The organism is Polycladomyces subterraneus, assembly GCF_030433435.1.
GTDB classification, from domain to species: Bacteria; Bacillota; Bacilli; order Thermoactinomycetales; family JIR-001; genus Polycladomyces; species Polycladomyces subterraneus.
The window spans coordinates 46,651-68,178 of sequence record NZ_JANRHH010000013.1; the positions used below are offsets into that span (position 1 = coordinate 46,651).

General features: G+C 52.5%; 18 protein-coding genes and 1 riboswitch. Of the genes, 3 read left to right on the forward strand and 15 right to left on the reverse strand.

All coding sequences use genetic code 11. The features are described from left to right. Positions 1 to 13: 13 nt before the first annotated feature. The 4 genes from NWF35_RS02145 to NWF35_RS02160 form a co-directional block, all read right to left on the reverse strand. On the reverse strand, positions 14 to 421 hold the full coding sequence (locus tag NWF35_RS02145) for a hypothetical protein (protein WP_301237450.1): 408 nt from the start codon (positions 419 to 421) through the stop codon (positions 14 to 16). 59 nt (positions 422 to 480) lie between these two features. Continuing rightward, positions 481 to 1,230, reverse strand: a complete 750-nt coding sequence (locus NWF35_RS02150) for a response regulator (RefSeq protein ID WP_301237451.1) — start codon at positions 1,228 to 1,230, stop codon at positions 481 to 483. 358 nt (positions 1,231 to 1,588) lie between these two features. Continuing rightward, complete coding sequence (gene metK, locus NWF35_RS02155; protein ID WP_301237452.1) at positions 1,589 to 2,782, reverse strand: methionine adenosyltransferase; 1,194 nt, start codon at positions 2,780 to 2,782, stop codon at positions 1,589 to 1,591. Positions 2,783 to 3,023: 241 nt separating this feature from the next. Further along, complete coding sequence (locus NWF35_RS02160) at positions 3,024 to 5,321, reverse strand: S8 family peptidase (RefSeq protein ID WP_301237453.1); 2,298 nt, start codon at positions 5,319 to 5,321, stop codon at positions 3,024 to 3,026. Positions 5,322 to 5,621: 300 nt separating this feature from the next. Between NWF35_RS02160 and NWF35_RS02165 the strand changes: the two genes are divergently transcribed. Then, the gene (locus NWF35_RS02165; protein ID WP_301237454.1) at positions 5,622 to 6,731 is read left to right on the forward strand and encodes an LCP family protein; all 1,110 of its coding nucleotides are present in this window, start codon (positions 5,622 to 5,624) and stop codon (positions 6,729 to 6,731) included. On the opposite strand, the gene NWF35_RS02170 is transcribed toward NWF35_RS02165, so the two are convergent. Then, positions 6,728 to 6,970, reverse strand: coding sequence for a hypothetical protein (locus NWF35_RS02170; RefSeq protein WP_301237455.1), 243 nt, complete (start codon positions 6,968 to 6,970; stop codon positions 6,728 to 6,730). The genes NWF35_RS02165 and NWF35_RS02170 overlap by 4 nt on opposite strands. A 157-nt stretch (positions 6,971 to 7,127) precedes the next feature. Here NWF35_RS02170 and NWF35_RS02175 point away from each other — a divergent pair, with 157 nt between their 5' ends. After that, on the forward strand, positions 7,128 to 7,763 hold the full coding sequence (locus NWF35_RS02175) for a YigZ family protein (protein ID WP_301237456.1): 636 nt from the start codon (positions 7,128 to 7,130) through the stop codon (positions 7,761 to 7,763). 87 nt (positions 7,764 to 7,850) lie between these two features. Here the strand turns inward: NWF35_RS02175 and NWF35_RS02180 are convergent, their stop codons facing one another. The 6 genes from NWF35_RS02180 to NWF35_RS02205 all read right to left on the reverse strand — a co-directional run bounded on the left by NWF35_RS02180 (position 7,851) and on the right by NWF35_RS02205 (position 14,526). After that, complete coding sequence (locus NWF35_RS02180; RefSeq protein WP_301237457.1) at positions 7,851 to 8,645, reverse strand: MetQ/NlpA family ABC transporter substrate-binding protein; 795 nt, start codon at positions 8,643 to 8,645, stop codon at positions 7,851 to 7,853. 22 nt (positions 8,646 to 8,667) lie between these two features. After that, complete coding sequence (locus tag NWF35_RS02185) at positions 8,668 to 9,324, reverse strand: methionine ABC transporter permease (RefSeq protein WP_301237458.1); 657 nt, start codon at positions 9,322 to 9,324, stop codon at positions 8,668 to 8,670. Then, entirely contained in the window at positions 9,317 to 10,303 is a 987-nt protein-coding gene (locus NWF35_RS02190) for a methionine ABC transporter ATP-binding protein (protein ID WP_301237459.1), read from the reverse strand. The genes NWF35_RS02185 and NWF35_RS02190 overlap by 8 nt, the downstream gene beginning before the upstream one ends. Before the next feature lie 81 nt (positions 10,304 to 10,384). After that, positions 10,385 to 10,498, reverse strand: a riboswitch (SAM riboswitch). Between the two features lie 452 nt (positions 10,499 to 10,950). After that, positions 10,951 to 11,598: a sugar transferase gene (locus tag NWF35_RS02195; protein ID WP_301237460.1), complete on the reverse strand. Its 648-nt coding sequence runs from the start codon at positions 11,596 to 11,598 to the stop codon at positions 10,951 to 10,953. Between the two features lie 265 nt (positions 11,599 to 11,863). Further along, on the reverse strand, positions 11,864 to 12,787 hold the full coding sequence (locus NWF35_RS02200) for an SDR family oxidoreductase (RefSeq protein ID WP_301237461.1): 924 nt from the start codon (positions 12,785 to 12,787) through the stop codon (positions 11,864 to 11,866). Positions 12,788 to 13,086: 299 nt separating this feature from the next. After that, complete coding sequence (locus tag NWF35_RS02205) at positions 13,087 to 14,526, reverse strand: NAD-dependent succinate-semialdehyde dehydrogenase (RefSeq protein WP_301237462.1); 1,440 nt, start codon at positions 14,524 to 14,526, stop codon at positions 13,087 to 13,089. A gap of 410 nt (positions 14,527 to 14,936) precedes the next feature. On the opposite strand from NWF35_RS02205, the gene NWF35_RS02210 reads away from it, so the two are divergent. Then, positions 14,937 to 15,872, forward strand: coding sequence for an LCP family glycopolymer transferase (locus tag NWF35_RS02210; protein ID WP_301237463.1), 936 nt, complete (start codon positions 14,937 to 14,939; stop codon positions 15,870 to 15,872). A gap of 229 nt (positions 15,873 to 16,101) precedes the next feature. On the opposite strand, the gene NWF35_RS02215 is transcribed toward NWF35_RS02210, so the two are convergent. The 4 genes from NWF35_RS02215 to NWF35_RS02230 form a co-directional block, all read right to left on the reverse strand. Beyond that, positions 16,102 to 17,325: a glycosyltransferase family 4 protein gene (locus NWF35_RS02215; RefSeq protein WP_301237464.1), complete on the reverse strand. Its 1,224-nt coding sequence runs from the start codon at positions 17,323 to 17,325 to the stop codon at positions 16,102 to 16,104. Positions 17,326 to 17,339: 14 nt separating this feature from the next. Further along, positions 17,340 to 18,455 (reverse strand): glycosyltransferase family 4 protein, encoded by a 1,116-nt coding sequence (locus NWF35_RS02220; protein WP_301237465.1) that lies wholly within the window; start codon positions 18,453 to 18,455, stop codon positions 17,340 to 17,342. Positions 18,456 to 18,635: 180 nt separating this feature from the next. After that, a complete protein-coding gene (locus NWF35_RS02225; protein WP_301237466.1) occupies positions 18,636 to 20,036 on the reverse strand; it encodes an O-antigen ligase family protein in 1,401 nt (466 codons plus the stop codon). A 17-nt stretch (positions 20,037 to 20,053) separates the two neighbouring features. Then, positions 20,054 to 21,511: a lipopolysaccharide biosynthesis protein gene (locus NWF35_RS02230; protein ID WP_301237467.1), complete on the reverse strand. Its 1,458-nt coding sequence runs from the start codon at positions 21,509 to 21,511 to the stop codon at positions 20,054 to 20,056. Positions 21,512 to 21,528 lie beyond the last annotated feature (17 nt).

Here is a 21,528-nt window from a genome sequence, read left to right on the forward strand (position 1 = left end):
CGCGCTCATCGCATCAGGACAACACCTGTATGGTCCGGTTCGGCGAACGGAGATCCATCACCCAAACCCTACGGACATCCGAACCGCTTCGCGTCGTCACTTCGTTCCACATTTCATTCTCATCCCGCACGGTCACCACTTCCAACCCGGGCAACTGCGTTTTCAAACGGACGAGAATGGCCAACGTATCATCAACGGAGCATCGGTCCACGCAAGTGATGCGGCTGGACTTCCCCTGAATCCAATGCCAAAACACATAGGAACGGATTACCCATTCGATGGATCCCTGGCTGTTTCGCGTCAAGAGGATGAGATGATCTCGGTCGACACGGACGGGACGCCAACAGGCTTTGGCGATGCAGTACATCAAAAACCACACGACGCCGTACGACACGATTCCCCATACGATCGATTGTACCATCGCACTCGTCCTCCTTTGCCCACAGTATATGCCATGGGCAAAAAGGGGGTGCGATGGTGTCAATGCAGCTTCACCCATCCTTTTTTTAGCGCGACCAACACGGCTTGTGTGCGATCCTGTACGCCCAGTTTGTACAAAATGTTACTCACATGATTTTTTACCGTTTTTTCACTTATGTAGAGCGCATCACCGATGGCACGATTGTTTTTCCCCTGCGCCATCAGCCGTAATACGTCCATCTCTCTCTGGGTCAAGATGTCCGGCCATTCAGGTACATCAAATTCGGGGACGATAGCTGTCATTTCCCGTTGTTGCCGGGTGATTCGGAGGATCTCCTGTACCAGTTGCCCGCTCGCGCGCGGATGAATATAAATTTCACCCGAGAGGACCAAGCGCACCGCCTCCACCAGATCTTCCGCCTCCACATCTTTGGGAAGATAACCAGAAGCACCTGCTCGAACGGCTTCCACCACCGTGGTCGTCTCCCGTTCACCCGAAAACAGGATGACCGGCAACTGCGGATACTCCTCTTTCAGTCGGATCGTGATGTCCACTCCACTTCCCTTGGACAAATCCAAGTCCATCAACACCAAGTGCGGGACATTCTCTCGACAGGCCATTAATACCTTTTCACCGTCCCCACACTCGACAAACGAGATGGGACGGTCCATTTGCGAAAGGATCTGTTTCACCCCTTCACGAAACAACCGGTGCCGATCAGCCACAACCATACGCATTACGTAAAGGCGACGAGGGTCGTTTTCAGACGGCGGCGGCTGCCATGCGGGAAGTGACAGGCGTTTGATCACCTTCTCACCTCTTCTACCAGCCATACAACGGAAAATTCCGTCGAATTTTCTGAATGGATGTCCAGTACTATTCTACCATTATTGACATGTGGAGGAAACTGTTTTGTACCATCCGTGTACATGAAAAAAACCGCCAAAATGGCGGTGAGACTGTTGACAAAGTGGCCGAGGTTGTATTTGATGAGTTAGTCGCTTTTCCGAATCGCTCCACCTGCGCCCTGCAAGGAAGCTGGTATTGGCCGATGATTGATTTGCAGACACGGAGACGGGTAATCGGAGCCCGCCTGATAGTGAGAGCCGGATGGCCTCCGGCAGCTTCGCCGGAAAAGCCACCCTTCACTTCAGTCAATCTTTCCCATCACAAACCGGCATCGCGGCGCAGCACTTCGGCTTTGTCCGTACGTTCCCACGGCAAATCCAAGTCGTTGCGTCCGAAATGCCCGTAAGCCGCGGTTTGTTTGTAAATTGGGCGACGCAGATCCAGCTGACGGATGATACCGGCCGGACGCAGATCAAAATGTTTGCGCACCAAGTCCACCAACACGGATTCATCCACTCGTCCGGTACCAAACGTGTCCACACGGATGGAAACTGGTCGGGCCACACCGATGGCATATGCCAGCTGCACTTCGCATTTGTCGGCCAGTCCAGCGGCTACAATGTTTTTGGCCACGTAACGGGCCGCATACGCACCGGAGCGGTCCACTTTGGTCGGATCTTTACCCGAGAAGGCGCCACCGCCGTGACGTGCATATCCACCGTAAGTGTCCACAATGATTTTCCGACCGGTCAGTCCGGCATCGCCCAACGGCCCCCCGATCACGAAACGGCCCGTGGGATTGATGAAGTATTTCGTTTTGTCATCCAGCATTTCTTGCGGAACAACCGGCAAGATCACGTGTTGATGTACGTCTTTCTTGATTTGCTCCAACGTGACCTCCTCGGAGTGTTGGGTGGACACGACAATCGTATCAATCCGCACCGGTTTGTCGTCCTCGTACTCGACGGTCACTTGTGTTTTTCCGTCGGGTCGCAGATACGGCAAGGTGCCATTCACCCGCACTTCGTGCAGACGACGGGCCAATTTGTGTGCCAACGAAATCGGGAGCGGCATCAGTTCCGGTGTTTCATTGGTAGCGAAACCAAACATCAGACCTTGGTCACCGGCGCCGATCGCTTCGATTTCCTCCTCGGTCATTTGACCTTCCCGTTTTTCCAACGCTTCATTAACCCCAGCCGCGATATCCGGGGATTGTTCGTCGATGGAAGTCAAAACGGCGCACGTTTCAGCGTCAAAGCCGTATTTGGCGCGCGTGTACCCAATTTCCTTGATGGTCTCCCGTACAATTTTGGGAATGTCTACATAACAAGTCGTCGAGATTTCACCCGAGACCAACACCAAACCCGTGGTGACGGAAGTTTCACAAGCAACCCGTGCGTTGGGATCTTTGGCCAGAATCGCATCCAGTACGGCATCGGAAATTTGATCGCAGATTTTGTCCGGATGACCGGCTGTCACCGATTCCGAAGTGAACAAACTGCGTTTCGGCATCGTCACACTCCCCCTATTCCTTCAAACGGTAACCATAAAAAAAGACCTTTCCTCGAGGAAAGGCGCTTTGACTTCACCTTGAGGCATCCTCGAAAACGGCGGCAATCCATCAGTGATCTATCAAGCTGTTGATCATGCACAAACCGTTTCCATTCGGTCTAACCTATATCAATATATAGGATATCGAAAACGGAAGTGAAAGACAACCCTTCTTTTCCCTTTTTTCGACAGGATTCGATCATCAGTCGGGACGTTTCAAAACCAATGAATACGCACCTTCTCCCCTTTTTCCAGATGTTTGGAGACGAATGTAATAGTTACCAGCTTCCATCATACGCGTCACTTCGGCCACCCGACGGGAATCCGACAACCGAACTTGTTTCAACGCCCGCATCCCTGAATCGTAGAGGATCAACTCCACATCTTCCCATCCTTTTGGGATTTGCAATCGAATGGTGTGACGCGATGGTTCCGTCACCTGAAACACGTACCAATCCAAATCGGCCGGCCCTGTCAGTCTTCCCGTCACGGTTTCATCCGGAAAGAGGAGTGTCGCTTGATCCGAGCGGTCGTTGGGCTCGGAGGCGTCTGTCATCTCGGGCTGATAATGAAAGATCAGTTGATACGGTTCGATGATGGGATTGCCGCCGTAATCCGACGCCCGGACATAGAGAAACCCTTTGGGCACATGGAGGCGAATCGTCTCCTCTTCTCCCTCCGATTTGACATCGACACGGACTGTGTGCCAGCTTTCGTCCTCCTGCAGAAACAGGACGGGATCGGCGCGCGGCGTGACAACACCCAATCGCACTTCCAGCATGCCAGGATGGGGGATCTCCAGTTGATACCAGTCCATGTCCCTTTGTTTGTGCCAGGTTCCTTCAATCGACATCAAACCCGGCGTCAGTTTTACTTTGGTGGCATTCCACTGGTAATCGTTGTTTTCATTTCGGTCAACCTGTGGTGAATATGCATTGGTCAACGTATAGGCAATCGGCTCCCTCGTATCGGTCGCCCACACTTTTACCCGGATCTGCCCACCCGGAACGGTCAGATACAACGGTTGAGAGGACAGGTCGTATTCACCCGTCTGACCTGTTCGTTCCACTTCCACGCGAATGCGCATATGTGCATGCCGCTTAGCATCACACGTCAACATCAGCGTGCCGGGATGAAACAGATGAATCCGGTACCAATCCGTATCAGATGAGGAGTGGAGAGTCGCTTGGTAAACCTGATCCGTCGACATGGGCATGGCCTGGCTGGCACTGTCGTTGGGCTCGAAAATGTCCGGCTGCGGCTTCGCGGTCATTGCACGATATACATCGATTGTACCGAACCCGTACTGGATGTTCCAACGTTCTTCGTCCGACGGCCTGGCTGTTTGTCGGATCAAGTTGCGAATCTGAGCGGGGGTGAAAAAGGGAAAGCGTTCTTTGACCAGGGAGGCCAATCCGGCTACTTGCGGGGCAGCAAACGACGTACCGGAATCATATCCGTATTTGCCACCAGGCATCGCGGACCAGATATTTTCTCCCGGAGCCATGACGTCCAGCCCCGAACCCATGTTGGAAGTCATCACGCGTTGACCTTCCGCATCCACCGAGCCGACACCCAAGACGGTAGAAAACGCCGCGGGATAATAAAGGGGATGATCATATAGAATGTCGCCGCTGTCGTTCAGACTCGCGTTTCCCGCGGCTCCGACGACCGTCACGCCCGCTTGCTCGGCCTCTTGGACTGCCTCCGCCATCGTCTCTGAATATGTCCAACTTCCCTGCGCCAACACGATGACATCGGCTTTCCGGCGAACGGCCTCACGAATCCCCTCGGCCGTGTGGTACACGTCTCCGTCCTGTCCATCCTCCATCACTTTGATGGGCATGATATGAGCCGAACCGATCAACGGACTCCTTTTCCCGCCGACACTGCCCCAAACAGCAGCAATCACGCTCGCTACCCGCGTACCGTGGCCCATGTGATCCTGCGGGGGTTGCGTCGGATCACGCAAGTTGGCACCCGCCACTAGAAACGGAGCCAACATGGGATGATTCAAATCCACACCCGTATCGACGACGGCAACGGTCACGTTGGAGACACGGCCCTGCTTTTTCCATTTGGCAAGCAAAGGCCAGGCTGCTTCGGCACGAATCCGTTTCAGGTAGTATGTTCTGTTTCCGCCCCGATATTGCATCGATACCCGACTTTCCACCTTGAACTTGTGATTGGGGTGAAGATACTCTACACGAGGATCACTAGACCAACGCGATTCCCACTTTTCCTCGTCCACGTCAGGCTTCAGCCGAATCAGCATCGTCTGCCCGTTATCCTTCGGGTCCAACGACTCATGAAGAATATCCACCGTTTTCAAAAAGTCCGGATCCGCCTCTTCTTTCCACTTAATCACCCACTCCCGATGAGACACCGTTTTGGACGAATCCTCTTCGTTCACTTTGTGCTCACGCGGTGCCTGTCCGCAAGCGGCGGTGATCAGCAAAGCGAACAAACTGATCCAGGTGACCCAAACGACTTTTTTCATCGCCGCTCACCCACTCCATCTTAAACTGGCGAGCCGCCGGAAACCAGTCCGTCTCCGGCGACTGCGACTTTGGCATCATCAAGGTTAGCTTATCACGACTCGAATCAATTGGCGACTATGAAACTTTTCTATTGAATTCACCGTTGTATATAAGGAAGATCGGCTTACATCAAGTGGTACGACCATCCCGTACAAATCCTTCATTTTCCCGAAAATATTCGTTTTTTCTACTTGATGGTCAGCCTGATCTGATGATAGTATGGTGGAAGATGTGAATGGCTTTGCAAAGCGGGGAATACGATGGAACGGATCGAAAAAAGCAGGGTAGCGAGAGTCAACAAAAAAAGAAGACGCAAATGGATATGGCGATCGGTCGCCACATTGTTCGTCCTCATTTTGGTTATCGGCGCTTATTTCTTTTATCAAACGTGGGGGGCATTGGCTGGTACGTACGAGCCGCTTGCTCGTGACCATTCCAAAATGCGCGACAAGGCTGTATCGGTCGACAGCCCCGTCAACATTTTGCTGTTGGGAACCGACGTGCGGAGGGAAAATGAGAATTGGCGACCGGATGTGATCATCCTGGCGGCCGTCAACCCGAAAACACACTCAATCAAAGTAGTGAGCATCCCGCGGGATACCTATGTGGAAATCGCCAACACCAACGGCCACAAGGATAAGATCAACTCCGCCGCGGCATGGGGACGTGCCCACAACGTCGGTCCCGTGCTAAACACCGTGGAAACGGTCGAAAACTTTCTCAATGTTCCCGTAGATTATTACGCCAAAGTCAACTTCAAAGGGTTTATGGATGTCGTTGACGCCCTGGGGGGAGTGGACGTCAACGTCAAATTCCCCTTTCATCAGGAGACATTCGGCGGCAAGGTTATCCGATTCAACCCCGGTCCTCACCATCTGGACGGGGAGGAAGCGTTGGCTTACGTCCGGATGCGCAAGCAGGATCCGTTGGGCGATCAGGGACGGAACCAGCGTCAGCGCGAAGTGGTCACCCAGCTGATTGACAAGATCGTCAGCTTCGAAAACATCACCAAAGTGAACTCGATTCTCAAATCATTGGGTGAAAATGTCTCCACCAGCATTACGGTCGACGAAATGATCACTTTGCAAAAAATCTACCGGGATATTCCCAAGAAAAACATCCAGACCATCACCATCAAAGGTGAAAACAAACGTCTGAAATACTGGTACTTCTTCGTCAGCAAAAAAGAACGGCAACGGATCAGTGACATCCTGCGCAAACAGCTGGAACTGAAACCAGAAAAAATTACCGGACCTGATCCAGCTGAAGGCATTCTCGATGATTCGTCATCCGGAGGGGCCGGGCAGCAAGATGGTTCGTCAGATGACGGTACCGATTCATACGATCAAAGCGGGGGTTCCGACTACTAAGTCGGCCCTCTTTTTTTTGGATCCCGGATCATGTAGGGCGGACATACTGCTCCGGATCGGTGTTGTTTGATCATCCTGCCGAGTGTGAGCAGTCGGTTCTCTCTCCTGATCCACCATTGGCCCGGCCCGTCCCCAAACGACGTATGGATTCGTTTCCACGGCGGTAAATAAGAAACAATCGCATTGCCCATGATCACACTTTCTTTATAAACGGACGGCATGACAAACCATATACGCATGCACGTTCATTCCTTTTCACTGGTATTAGGTGGATTTGTTTATTAGGATAGAGGATGTTGGAATATGCGGCTACCCTTTCGACAAAGGTTTTCAAAACATCGGTTCATCCCTGCCGCATGCGGATGATTGTAGGCTGATGACAGGAAGGTGAAGGAGATGGAAACCCGTTACCGAACCGTGAAAGGATATGGCGAAACAGAAATCGTGATTCAAAAATCGCGGTTTATCACCCGCGTGAACCGTGTCTCCACCGAACAAGAGGCAGCTGCATTTGTGGAGGGAATCAGCAAAAAGCATTGGGATGCGACCCACAATTGCTACGCCTACGTCACCCGCGGCACCCAAGTGCAAAAATCGTCGGACGACGGCGAACCGGCAGGAACGGCCGGTCGTCCCATCTTGGAAGTAATCCGAAATCGAGACTTGCATGATACGGTCATCGTGGTTACCCGTTATTTTGGCGGGATCAAGCTGGGCGCTTCCGGCTTAATTCGCGCATACAGCCAATGCGCCGCTGCCGGCATCGACACCGCCGGGGAAGTGGAACGCATTTTGCACAAAAAAATGTCGATCACGACGGATTATTCGTTTGTCGGCAAAATGGAACATGAACTGCGTACCCATGGATTTGACATGGATCCGCCGGAGTTTACCGACCAAGTAACTTGGCACCTCTGGGTACCGCTCGGCGAAGAAGAAGTGGTCACAAAATGGGTGACTGAACTGACCAACGGCAGGGCCTCCATTACCGAAGGAGGTACGATGTTCCGGGAGAGAGAAGTGAAGTCCTAGGTTGTGTCGGTTTTATCCCATCAGGGTAAATGTTTGTTTCCCACCACAAAAGCGAAAAGCCCCACGCTGATGCGTGGGGCTTTTTCATCAAAACGCCGGAATGACGGCACCTTTGTATTTTTGCTCGATGAACTTTTTCACTTCCGGGGAAGTGAGGGCTTTGGCCAGCTTTTGGATCCGCGGATCATTTTCTTTGCCCTTTTTGGTCGCCAAAACATTGGCATAGATCGATCTTTTGTCCTCAATAATCAGCGCATCTTTCAGCGGATTCAAATGGGCTTGCATCGCATAGTTGGTATTGATCACATCCAAGTCCACTTGATCGAGAACTCGCGGTAACATAGCTGCTTCCAATGGTTTAAATTGCAGGTGTTTCGGATTGGACACAATATTTTTCTCCGTTTTGGGTCCATTGTGGTTGTCCAGTTTGATCAAGCCATTTTTCTCCAATAGCAGCAAAGCACGGGTTTCGTTGCTGACGTCGTTTGGAAGGGCCACAGTTGCTCCATTTTTGAGCTGATTGATATTCTTGATCTTGTGGGAATAAGCTCCCATAGGCTCAATATGGACGGCCACCACTTTTACGATATGATAACCCTGCTCCTTGTTGACATTTTCCATCCACGGGACATGTTGGAAGTAATTGGCATCCACTTGTCCTTCTTCCACCACTTTGTTTGGCAAGACATAGTCTTGGAACACCCTAACTTGCAAATGAACGCCCTCTTTTTCAAGAATGGGTTTTACATGTTCAAGAATTTCTGCGTGAGGAACAGCGGAAGCCGCCACTGTCAGGGTATTGCTCGCTTCTTTTTGCTGCCCGCAAGCTGTGCCAAATACAGTCAAAAGAGCAACAGCAATGATAGCCATCAACTTTTTCACAGGATCTCTCACTCCTTATCTCTTATCTCTTATCTAATTTCCGGGCAATGAAATCACCTATGGCCTGAATGATTTGCACCATAATCACCAAAATCAACCCGCATGCATACATCATGCTACTATTAAACGATTGGAATCCAAACCGGTATGCAGCATCTCCTAAACCGCCACCACCCACGATGCCAGCAAAAGCGGAATAACCCACCAAAGCCACACAGGTGACAGTCAGACCAGAGACGATCGCCGGTTTGGCTTCCGGCAGGAGCACCTTTCGGATGATCTGCATCCGGGTGGCTCCCATCGCTTTGGCGGCTTCGATTACTCCACGGTCAATCTCCCGGATGGCGGTTTCCACCATGCGTGCATAAAAGGGTGCCGCACCAGCGATCAGGGGAATCGTGGCCGCCGTCGGTCCGAGCGTGGTGCCGACCAGAAGCTGGGACAACGGAAACAGGAACAAAACCAGAACAATGAACGGCACTGCCCGGAACACATTGATAATCAGGCCAAGAACGCGCTGGATGACCACATTTTCCCACAGGTGACCCTTATCCGTAATAACGAGGAGTACACCCAACGGAATGCCGATCAGGGCCGCGAAAAACGTAGAGATAGCCACCATATATAACGTTTCCCCGGTCGCTTGCCACAAAAGGGTGGTGTCCAGTTGATCAAACATGCGGAATCACCTCCGATCTGCGCTCGAATTCCCGGATCTCCTCCACGGCATCCCGAACTTGGTCAGGTTCCCCGCTCACCTGTAAGGCGACCATTCCGTCGTTTTTCTCATGGTCAGGCAAGATCGTCACTGTTACGCCTATTTTTACCCAATCGGCCAAGCGGGACCAGATACGATCCAAATCATCCGACTTCACCCGGATCAAATCGGTATGCTCTTTTGAAGCTTCTAGTTTTTCAGTGTGATAGGACTGTACGAATTGCTGGGTAACCGGGTGCTTCGGTTCCCGGAACAGCGTCTCCACCTCACCCATCTCCACCACTTTACCGGCTTCCATGACGGCCATGCGATGGCACATCCGTTTGACCACACTCATTTCGTGCGTAATGATCACCATTGTGATGCCGGTGTCCCGGTGGATCTCCTTCAACAGTTGTAAAATGGAGGTCGTCGTCTCCGGGTCCAGCGCCGATGTCGCCTCGTCACACAACAAGACGCTCGGATCGTTGGCCAATGCCCGCGCAATGCCGACACGCTGTTTCTGTCCCCCGGACAGTTGGGCAGGATACGCATTTGCCCGATGGGAAAGTCCCACCCTTTCCAACAAAGCATCCACTTTTTCCCTGATTTCCTTTTTCGATTTACCGGCCAGCTCCAGAGGGAAGGCCACATTTTCCCACACGGTACGGGACCAAAGCAAGTGGAAATGCTGAAAAATCATCCCGATTTTCTTTCGCGCTTCGCGCAGCTCACGATCACCGCTTTCGGAAATGGAAATACCATCCACCGTGACGCTGCCCGAAGTGGGCTTCTCCAATCCGTTGAGCAATCGGAGCAGCGTGCTTTTCCCCGCTCCGCTGTGACCGACGATCCCGAAAATTTCTCCACGTTCGATGCGAAGGTTGATATCCTGCAACGCGACCACATCCCCGTCTTTCGAGGAAGGGTACACTTTATTCACTTGGTCAAGTACAATCATCGCTTCATTCACCACCTGTCTCTAAGAAAAGATCCCTTCCTGCCAGAGCAGAAAGGGATCTTATATATTATAAAATCGCCTCTCTCATCTGCCAGAACCGATGGGCTCTGCAGGAATTGGCACCATTTCCGCGTGCATACCGCGGACGGTTGCCGGGTTTCATCGGGCCAGTCCCTCCACCTCTCTTGATAAGAGCGCGCAACATCGTCTTATGAAGTTGTCACGTTACATCCTACCACGACAACATTCAGGATGTCAACGTCATTCTCTTTACACATAATGTACAAATTTTTCCGATGAATGATGACAGCAGATTACCATGAGATTACATTTCGTTTACAAATGGCCAAAAATCCACTACGATGACTGACATTCGCGTATAATAAAAACAACCAAGGACACAAGCAACGGAGGTGCCCGACATGAGCACGGTTGTTGGCAAATCGTTTTGGATCGGCCTCATCAACGCGACCGGTTTAAGCCTCCCGTTTTGGCTTCTGCTGTATATGGCCCTTCGGCTGACCTTTTAAAGGAGATTGCCATAGCCGGAGCATCGTGTGTCGGGATAGCCTTGTGATACGGATGAGAAGGAACGGGAAAAAACGGATTACCCTCGGGGCAATCCGTTTTGTTTTAGTGAAGCGAGCTCAACGGGCACCGTTACCAGTCAGTACCACCCATACCGTACGCAACAGAATGCGCATATCCAACGCGAACGATTGCCGTTTGATGTAGTACATATCCAATTCAAATTTCTCTTTCGGTGTCATATCATAACCGCCGTTCACCTGTGCCCATCCGGTCAAACCCGGTTTCACCAACAGGCGATTTTTGAATCCGGGAATTTCTGCGGCAAATTTCTCGGTGAACATCGGTCGTTCCGGCCGCGGGCCGATCAAACTCATATCCCCTTTCAAGACGCTGATCAGTTGCGGAATTTCATCGATCCGAGTCTTGCGGATAAACCGTCCTACGCGGGTTACTCGGGGGTCGTTTTTGGATGCCCATTGCGGACCGTTTTTCTCCGCGTCCACCCGCATGGAGCGCAGTTTGACGATATAGAAGGGTTTCCCGTGCAAGCCGACGCGTTCCTGTTTGTAGAAGACGGGACCTTTCGATTCCAATTTGATGGCAATCGCGGTCAACACCAACACCGGCAAGGTCAAAATCAAGAAAGTAATAGAGAAAATGATTTCAAATACCCGTTTGGCAATCGGGTACCATCCCGAAGGCGGTTGGTACACGCCTTCCGAGAACAAGTGCGCGTCCCCTTCATACACTGCTTTCGATCGCATCCGCAAACCACTCCTGCTTAATATGATTGCCACAAATCCTTCCCGAATTGAGCCGCTCCATTTGGCGGCCCCCACCTGCGAACATGTTTGTTTCGTGGTTTGACCGTTCTGTACTCCAGGTAACTCGTTAACCAGTATACTGTGTTTTCCGTTTGGTTACAACAGTTGAAAAACCCCGCAGGATGGAGGAATCACGAGATCCCTCTATATATTGAGACGTGTTTTGTTACAAAAACGTTTCACGTTTTTTACGGCCATATTTCAATCATCCGGTAATCCATTCGCGATAATATGCTAATGTTTTCCGCAATCCCACAGAAAGATCCGTCTCTGGACGCCAGTTCAGTATCTCCATTGCACGTCGGTTGTCGAAGTAACTATGCTTAATATCTCCTGGACGGTCTGGAGCATGATGGACTTCCATTTTTTTGCCACTCACTTCCTCAAATAGGGCAATCAGCTCATTGATGGACGTCTTTTGACCGGTACCAATATTTAAAATCTGCCCGTCCCCGTTGTTTAGCGCCGCCACATTGGCGCGTGCCACATCCTCCACGTAGACGTAATCGCGCGTCTGTTCGCCATCTCCGAATACGGTGATCGGTTCACCTTTGAGCACCTTTTCGACGAAAATGGAGATGACGCCGCCTTCACCTCGGGGGTCTTGGCGGATACCGTAAACGTTGGCGTAACGAAGTACTGTGTAGGCCAACCCGTGCAATTGGGCATACACTTGCAAATAATGCTCCGGTGTGTGTTTGGAAATACCGTAACCAGAGAGCGGTGCCACTGGATGTTTTTCATCGATCGGCAGATATTCGGGATTGCCATATACAGCCGCAGATGAGGCGTAGACCACCTTGCGCACACCGGCGTTACGGCACGCTTCCAGCAAATTGAGCGTCCCGATGATGTTGGTCTTGGCGTCGTGCAATGGATCCCGCACGGACGTGGGCACGTCGATCTGTGCAGCTTGATGAATGACCACTTCCGGCCGTGTTTCGGCGACAACGTCGGACAATCGATGATCGGTGATATCCATCCGGTAAAATAACACTTCCGGCTTCAGATGTGCTTCCTGTCCCGTGCTGAGATTGTCCACCACGATTACGTCATCACCGCGTTCCAACAGAAGATCGACGATGTGGGAACCGATGAACCCTGCTCCTCCCGTAACCAACACTTTCATGTTATTACTCCTCTCTATACTGTCGACGGCATCGCCACGGAAAGTCCGAAGCGAAATGCTCACTGCGAACAAGCCCGGTCTCCTGCATAATATGTGAAACAGGCACGATATAGGACACCTGTGACAGTTGCACCTGAAATATTACACCAATGTTACACGCTCTTTATTGATTGTACACGTTCCGCGACGTATTATCCACTCCGTTTTGGCAGACGGCACAAAATGTCCAAAGATTGCGTCTCACCTCCATCCAGATGGCAAAAAAAGGCCGACTTCGAAAAAGTCGGCCAGGGTGCTTTTTAACCGTGGAGACGAACGGAAACATATTTGGTTTCGAGGAATTCCTCCAGCCCGTATTTGCCGCCTTCCCGTCCGATACCGGATTCCTTCATGCCACCAAACGGCGCTTGTACCGTGGAGGGAAGGCCGTCATTGATACCGACAATCCCGTACTCCAACCGCTCCGAAACGCGGATGGCGCGGGCCAGATCACGCGTGTACAGGTAAGCGGCCAAACCGTAGGGCGTATCGTTGGCACGGCGGATCCCCTCATCTTCGTCGCGGAAAACGGCAATCGGCGCGACGGGGCCGAAAGTTTCTTCCCTTTGGACGAGCATATCATCCGTGACACCAACCAGCACGGTCGGCTCGAAAAAGTGGACATCTCCTTCACTGCGACGGCGTCCACCGGTTAAGACACGGGCACCTTTTTCCACAGCATCCCGGACGTGACGTTCCGCTTTTGCCGCGGCTTGTCCGTCGATGAGCGGGCCGATGTCAACACCCGCTTCCATTCCGTTGCCCAAACGGAGTTGTTCCACTTGTTTGGCCAGGATCTCGGCAAACGCATCCGCAATCGTCTCATGGACATAAATCCGGTTGGTGCAGACACACGTTTGCCCCGCATTGCGGAATTTGCTGATGAGGACTTCCCGTGCCGCCTTCTCCAGGTCGGCATCCTCAAACACGAGAAACGGAGCATGTCCTCCCAATTCCAGGCTCACCTTTTTCACAGTATCGGCCGCTTGCCGCATAATCAATTTTCCCACTTCCGTGGACCCGGTAAACGTCACCTTGCGCACACGTTCATCCCGAAGCAGAATCTCACCGATGGGCTGCGGATCTGTTCCAGTGACCACATTGACCACACCGGCAGGAATCCCCGCTTCCTGGAACAATTCCGCCAACCGAAGCGCGGTCAACGGTGTCTGTTCCGCCGGCTTGACGATCACAGTACATCCCGCAGCCAACGCGGGGGCGATCTTGCGGGTGATCATCGCCGCCGGGAAATTCCATGGCGTGATGGCGGCTACGACACCGACCGGCTGTCGCAGGACAAGGATCCGCTTGTCCGGGTGGGTGGCTGGGATGGTGTCGCCGTAGATCCGCTTGGCCTCTTCGGCATACCATTCAAAAAAGCTGGCTGCGTATTGCACTTCCCCTTTGGCTTCCGGCAGCGGTTTTCCCTGTTCGCTGGTCATCAGCTCGGCCAGTTCATCCTGATGCGCCATCATCAATTCGTACGCCCTACGCAGATATGTAGCTCGATCCCATGCAGTACGGGTGGACCAATCGGGAAAAGCCCGGTGGGCGGCTTCGACGGCACGCCGTACATCCTCAGCTGTCGCATCGGCCACTTCCCCTATAATTTCGCCTGTGGCGGGGTTAGTGACCGAAAATGTGCGTCCATTCCCCGATGGGACCCACTCGCCATTGATGTATAGTTGATATTGCAACATCCATTCTACGCTCCTTTCCCATTGATGCTTGAGGATTCCCGCCTTATTCTTCCGCAACTTGCAGGCAAATTCCTTCCATACCGTCCAAATTGCCCAAATAGCCTAGGGGATGTCTGATTCATACCGTCCGCATCGGCCACCTGTGCTCCTAGGAAGCAGATCCATGACACGGGATTCACCACGTCTCTTGAACGGTAACAGGAGGAATCCGCGTTCCGTGATCTTGAGACACAGCCATTCGTGATCTCCATATTCCGTTTACCCCGAGCGATTTCCGCGCAAACATCCCGTTATCTCCCTATTACAAGGAATTTCCTCTACCATTCCTTGCATGGTGTGTTTTTACTTAGATAAAATATAATAATAATAACAAAATTGGTTCGCTAATCTTCAGAGAGTGAGGTATGGCCTTGATCAGTCGAATGGAACGACACCGAAAAAGACGCTGGTGGAAATGGTTCTGGTTCACCATCTTGATCTTGGCCAGTGTCGTGGGTTATTACGCTTACGAAATCTGGTCAGCGGCCAACAAAGCGTACGATCCGCGGGAAAAATCGGCCAAACGATCGCACGCAGTCGACATTCACAAAGATCCCTTCTCCGTTTTATTGATGGGAGTCGACGAACGGAAAGGCGATATCGGCCGTGCAGACACATTGATTCTGATCACGGTGAATCCCCAACAAAAACAAGCCTGGATGATGAACATTCCCCGCGATACATATGTAACCATCCCCGGTCACGGGAAGGACAAAATCAATCATGCCTATGCACGCGGAGGAAGCAAGCTGACGATCGAGACAGTGGAGCAATTTTTGGATATCCCTGTCGACTACTATGTGAAAGTAAACATGCAGGGATTCGAAAAAATCGTGGATGAACTGGGCGGAGTGGAGGTTCGGGTTCCGTTTGATTTCACGTATAACGGATATACGTTCCATCAGGGGACTATGACCATGAACGGGAAACAAGCGCTGGCCTTCACCCGGATGCGAAAAGCGGATCCCAGAGGCGACCTGGGAAGAAACGAACGACAACAACTCGTCATCAAAGCGATTCTGCACAAAAGCATTTCGTTAGGCTCCATCACCCGACTGGACAATGTGTTTCAACACCTTGGAGAAAACGTGAAAACGGATATGTCTCCCCTGCAACTGCTCACATTTCAACAGATCTACCGCTCGCTCGATCAAATGCACACCCTACATCTGAGGGGGCATGACGATTATATCGGCGGCGTATATTACTACGTTGTGGACAAAGAGGAGCGCACCCGAGTGCAACGCCTGCTTCGGCAACACTTGGAGCTGGCTGGTGACGGGAACGGCTCGCCCCTGATGCCGTAATTGGCTGACGGGATCCCTCCCATTGGCGCTTTTGCTTCGAACGCGTCTGGTCCAGCCATAAGGCAGCAGTGTTCCCGGAATGGAGCGGCTTTCCAAACCTTACTGAGTGAAGAACCAGGAACCCTATCGCGGGCAATTTCCGCTCAGCGAAACGTACTTGGCCCGCGTTCTGCTCTCCCCGTCTGAAAACAAAAAACCGGCCGGAATTGATTCCGACCGGTTTCGTCATTTAATCCTTTTTCACCAATGTGCGCAAAAGCTGATAAAACTGTTTGGCCAGCTTTCTTCGATCCCCTTCACGATCGATGTAGCGGCGGCCGTTTTCTGCGATCTGCGCCAGCTTCTCACGGGAAAAACCGCGCACTTGTGCCAGTGCTTTGGCCAGTCCCTCGGGATCTTCCGCCCCACTGAACAACCCTACCTCGTTTTTCTCCACGATTTCGCGCACTTCGCCATCCACCGTGGTCACGATCGGCTTACCGACAAACGTGTAGTCAAACAGCTTGTTGGGGCGAGCCCCGCGGAAAATGTCGTTGTCTGCGAGCGAGATGATGCCACAATCCGCCGCCGCAATATAGTCGAAGATCTCCGATTTGGGGACAGGGTCCAGCAGATGGACGTTATCCAACTGTTCCTCTTCCTTGATCCGCTTCAATTTCTCTTTCTCCGGACCATCCCCGATCAGGACGATGGAAATGCCGGGTTCCAGATGACGTCCTGCCTTGACTACGTATTCCAATGCGTTGGCCGGACCGTGCGCCCCCGAATAGATGGCGACGAAATGATCCTCCGGCACTCCCATCTTCATCCGGATTTCGCTTCTGCGGGACGGATCGGGTTCCCACGAGCCCACCACGATCCCGTTGGGAATCAGCTCGATCTTGGACGGATCGATCCCTTTGTCCCTGATAAACTTCCGCTGATGTTCCGTCAACACGACGATATGATCGGCATGACGATACAAAAATGATTCCATCCACGTGAGTAGACGGACCACGCGCGGATTTTTCAACCCGCCCATCTTAATCAACGAGTCCGGCCACAAATCGCGCACTTCCAGTACAAACGGAACACGCTTCACCTTGCTCAGCATCCAACCCGCAAATGCCGTGAACAAATGCGGCGAAGAAGCCACGATTACATCTGGGCGCCGCTTGAACAATCCCGTGAGGAGAAAGAGTGCGGCAAAGCTGCCCATATTCAGAATCCGACGTACGTCGTTGGTTTTGTGCGGGAACGACCACAACCACTGAAAATGGAGACCGGGAACATGCGGAATTGCCCGTTTTTCCTCTTCCGTGATAAACGTACGACGCGGATGGACGAAACGGGATAACCACAAGGTGACCTCGGCTCCTTCAGCGATCGCCCACTCCCGTGCCAACTCATAATGCCGGGTAATCCCGGCGATGTTCGGCGGTACTGCATAATGGTTCGCCAACCAGATTCGCACTGCCTCTCACTTCCTTAAGCAAGCTCCTGATACAGTTGCAACAATTTTTGCTCTTCCACTTGCCAGTTGTACACTTCCTCATGCGCCCGCCGACCGTTTTCTCCCATCTCCCGGCGTTTCGCCTCATCCGACAGGAGCATCGCCACTTTTTCCGCCATTTCCTCAGGATTGAGCGGATTGACCAGATACCCGCACCGACTGCCCTCCACAATCTCTCTCCATAGCGGAAAATCAGTGGCGAGCACCGGCAGTCCGGCGGCCATATACTCAAACATTTTGATCGGAAGGGATTCACGGTAGTTTTCCACTGGATGAAGGCAAACCAGCCCCACCTTCCCTTTCATCAGCCATTGCTGCACTTCCTCAAACGGAATGCGACCGTGCAGGTACACCCGTTTGGCTGCGAGTGCCTCACGATCCTGATCTTCCGGTGCAATGTGCTGAAGCGGTCCGATCAGGTGCAGTTCGGCGTTCAGCTCCTTCGGCAGGTGATCCATCATGGCGATCATCTCGCGGTATCCTCTGAGATAGGAGATGCCGCCCACATACAGCACCCGGTTAACACCGTCCTCCTCCGCGTTCCTCTCCAAACGCGGCAGCGGCAATGGGTAGTTTTTAATCACTTGGACACGAAGAACTCCCGCACCCGCAAACTGGTTCCGAATCGACTCCGTTGCCGTCACCACTGCGGGCAGACGACGGGCCAATCCCTTTTCCACCTTGTGTACCACACGTGAGACGATGCCACGGATCTTCGCCGGAATCCAAGGCTTGGTGTGGATCTGTTTGGGCAGATCCTCATGAGCGTCATAAATGACGGGAGCCCCTGTCAGCCAATGAATCAACGCCCCCCAAGGCAACAGCTCCGGGTCGTGAAAATGATAAAAGTCGGCCCGGCTTCTCAACGCCCGCCGAAACAACATCCACCCCGCCGCCAGTCGGTGGAGTTTGCTCTTGTGTGGGGGTATACCTTTGATGCGTACCCCTTTTTCCATTCGCTCCTCAAAATCGGCAATCGCATGAAGTTCCACGTCATACCCCGCCCGGGCGAGCGAAACGGCCTGTTTGTGAAAGATGCGGGAATCGTTGTACCCGTGCACGGAGCTAAAAATCATCACCTTTTTGGCCATCGACATCCCCTCTCGGCCTGAAAAAACCTGCGTCCTTGCGGTCCACGGAAAACCCAGAAAAAATTGCCATCCTAAGTAAATCCGATTGATCCGGGTGACCTTTTCCTTCTCGCAATGGCGACGCCCACGGTGGAAAAAGGTCACCCTCCTCTATTAACCGCGATCGACCAACAATCGGCGTCAGCTGTTGACAGTGGTCGTTTCCGGCTCCTGTTCGGCCTTTTTCCGTTGCTGTTCACCGAGCACCACTACCGCCAATGCCACCCCGTAGGAAATCCACATCGGTGTGAAATGGATGCAGGTACTCGGTGCCACCCCGCCGATGAAGAAGCCGGTCAGCGACAACAGGCTGGACAGCGCTCCCCACCGGATGAGCGGTGACACGTAGGGAGAACGTTTCATGCTGGCCAACCGCCACAATCGGCGCAACAGACCGAAGTATAGAACCATATACATGACGAAAATCAGCACGCCGAAGTTGACGAGCACTTCCGCCCACCAGTTGTGGATATTGACTTTATTGATGCCTTTGCCCAAATTGGTTTCATTGTGAGCTTCCACATTTCCGGCTCCGACACCCATATAGTTGCTTTCCTGCAAATACTGCAGCCCGTACAACAAGAGGTTTTTGCGCACGGTGATACTGGTGCCGCCCGTTCCTTCCCCTGCTTCGACCCCTTCCTGATCGGTCGGGACTTTCCAATCCCCTTTTAAGTCAAGGAAGATACCAAACGTGCTGGCCAATTTGGCCCGCGCGCTGTTCTTTCCGCCGGAGAGCAAGGTGACGTTCAACAGCCCGACAATCAGGATGATGGAGAGGAAAACGCCCAATCCCCGCAGGAAGTTTTTCTTCAGTTTTTCCCGATCCATCGTGAACGGCAATGAGACGGCCCATACCAACAGGATGAGCGGCAAGGCCATCATCGTGTTGGATCGCGAACCGGTCGCCAAAAGACAATACAAGGCGACAATCACGGTGATGTAGGCCAGCACCTTGGTGCGGCGGGTGGCCTTGAACATGTAGAGAACCGTACCAATAAACGGCAGGGCCAGCGTAATCGCCGTAGCCAGATCGTTTTGGTTTTCAAAAACAGAGGTGATATTAGGCGCGTCGCTCAACCAATAACGGGAAGACGGCAAATGGAAAAAGGTGATCGATTCAAAGAAGCCGAAGGCGACGATACCGAAAAACACCCAAAACAGCGTGCGCATCGTCTGCCAGAACTGCTTCTCCGTCTTGGCGAAGAAGGGAAACGACAAACTGAGAAGTGTCATCATCAACAGGAACGTGAGATACTTGATCCCTTTTCCGAGGTCAATCACCCATGTGAGTGAAATGGCGGCATAGGCCACCCAAAAGGCGAAAAACGCCCAATACCAGCGAATGCGGTACATATGGGAGGCTTCGATGCTTTTGTCGTTCACCCAGCGCAAGATCAGCGCCACTGCCAGGGCAAAGAAAGCGACGCGGAAAAACGTCAGCTTAAACCCCGGTACTTTAACCCCTAACGTGGGGCCCAACATAGCAAACGCGATCATCGCGTAAAACAGCTTTTCCAGCCACTGTTGTCTCGGTAACATCAGTGAACTCAACATCCTCACCTTTTCTGTCCGATTTTGGGCATCATCCGGAACAAAACAGATAACGAACGCAGCCGGAATACGCCCGTAATGAAGACTGCCGCGATATTGATCAGTGTCGCGACCAGATAATACACCCATTTGTCTGGCCAATCATTTACTTGAATCCAGGTGATCCCGCACATCGTCACCAGGTACACCGCCAAAAACGCCAGCATCGACGACATGCGGAATGCAACCGGATATACCTGTTGCGATTTTCGATAGATCAGCAGGACGACGAACAAATATGTGACGACAGTCATCGCTGCCGTGCCCCAGTTGCCGTACAACGGAACGAGAATGAAGTTACCGATGAAGTACAAAACTGCGGCCATGATGAAGACCTGCGAAATCGTGCGTGTTTTCTTCTGGATCAGCAAGCCGACACCGACGATTAAGTGTAAGGTGTTGAGCACCGTACCGAACGACAACATCCAAACATAGGGGTAAGCGGACCAGTATTCGGGTTTCCCCGTCGTCCATTGGATCAGGGGCTGGATGATGAATTCCAATCCCAAAATGAAGAAGGCACCGACAACCAAGAAGGCCCTGGCGACAAAGCTGTAAATGCGGGGTGCATCTTCCCGTTCCTTGATGGACATCGCAAACGGGCGCCACGCCAACTGGAACGCGGATGTCACCAGTGCCACCATCGTGGCGAAGCGGAACGCAACCCCGTAGATCCCGGCCTCACTTTCCGACACCATGTGGTAGATCATGGGCCGGCTCATCGCATTCATCACCCAAAACGCCAGCATGGTGGGCAACAACGGAGCCCCGTAACGCAGCAAATCGAACAAGTGCTTTTTCTTGACGCGCCAAGTGAATTCCCGGCGGAAGAGAAAAACGAGAATGGCCGCCACCGTGATTTGCCCCACCAACTGGCCGACAAAGATACCGCGTACACCGCCGTTACCATAGATCAAGAAGATAACGCTGAGCAGGTTGGAACCGATCACGTAACTCATGCTCATGATGTTGAACAGCCATACGCGCCGGTTATACCGGGCCAGCGCCAGCGTATGCTGGATGACGATTGCACCCACCGTTGCAGCGATCGCAATCGCCATGACATCCTCGTACGGCTTGTTGTAGAGCAAGCGGCTGAGCGGATCGCCGAACAACAGGGTCACGAGCAGAAACAACGTACACAATCCGCTGCTGGACACCACGGTTGCGGTGAAATAGCTCCGTTTTTCCTGCTCATCCTTGGCGTCGAAGTAATAAAACGCCAAGGCGGCGTCCATGCCCAATACGCTCAGGTACGTGACCACTAATGTCAGTGTGTTGGTGAGATCCCAGTCCCCGTACTGCGCGGAATGCAAATGCCGCGTCATGATCGGGAGCAACAGGAATGCCACCATTTTGTTGCCCATAGTGGCGATGGCGAACGAAGCGGAATCGGAGAAGAGCTGTTTCAGCTTGTTTCGCATGGTTTACACCTGATTCT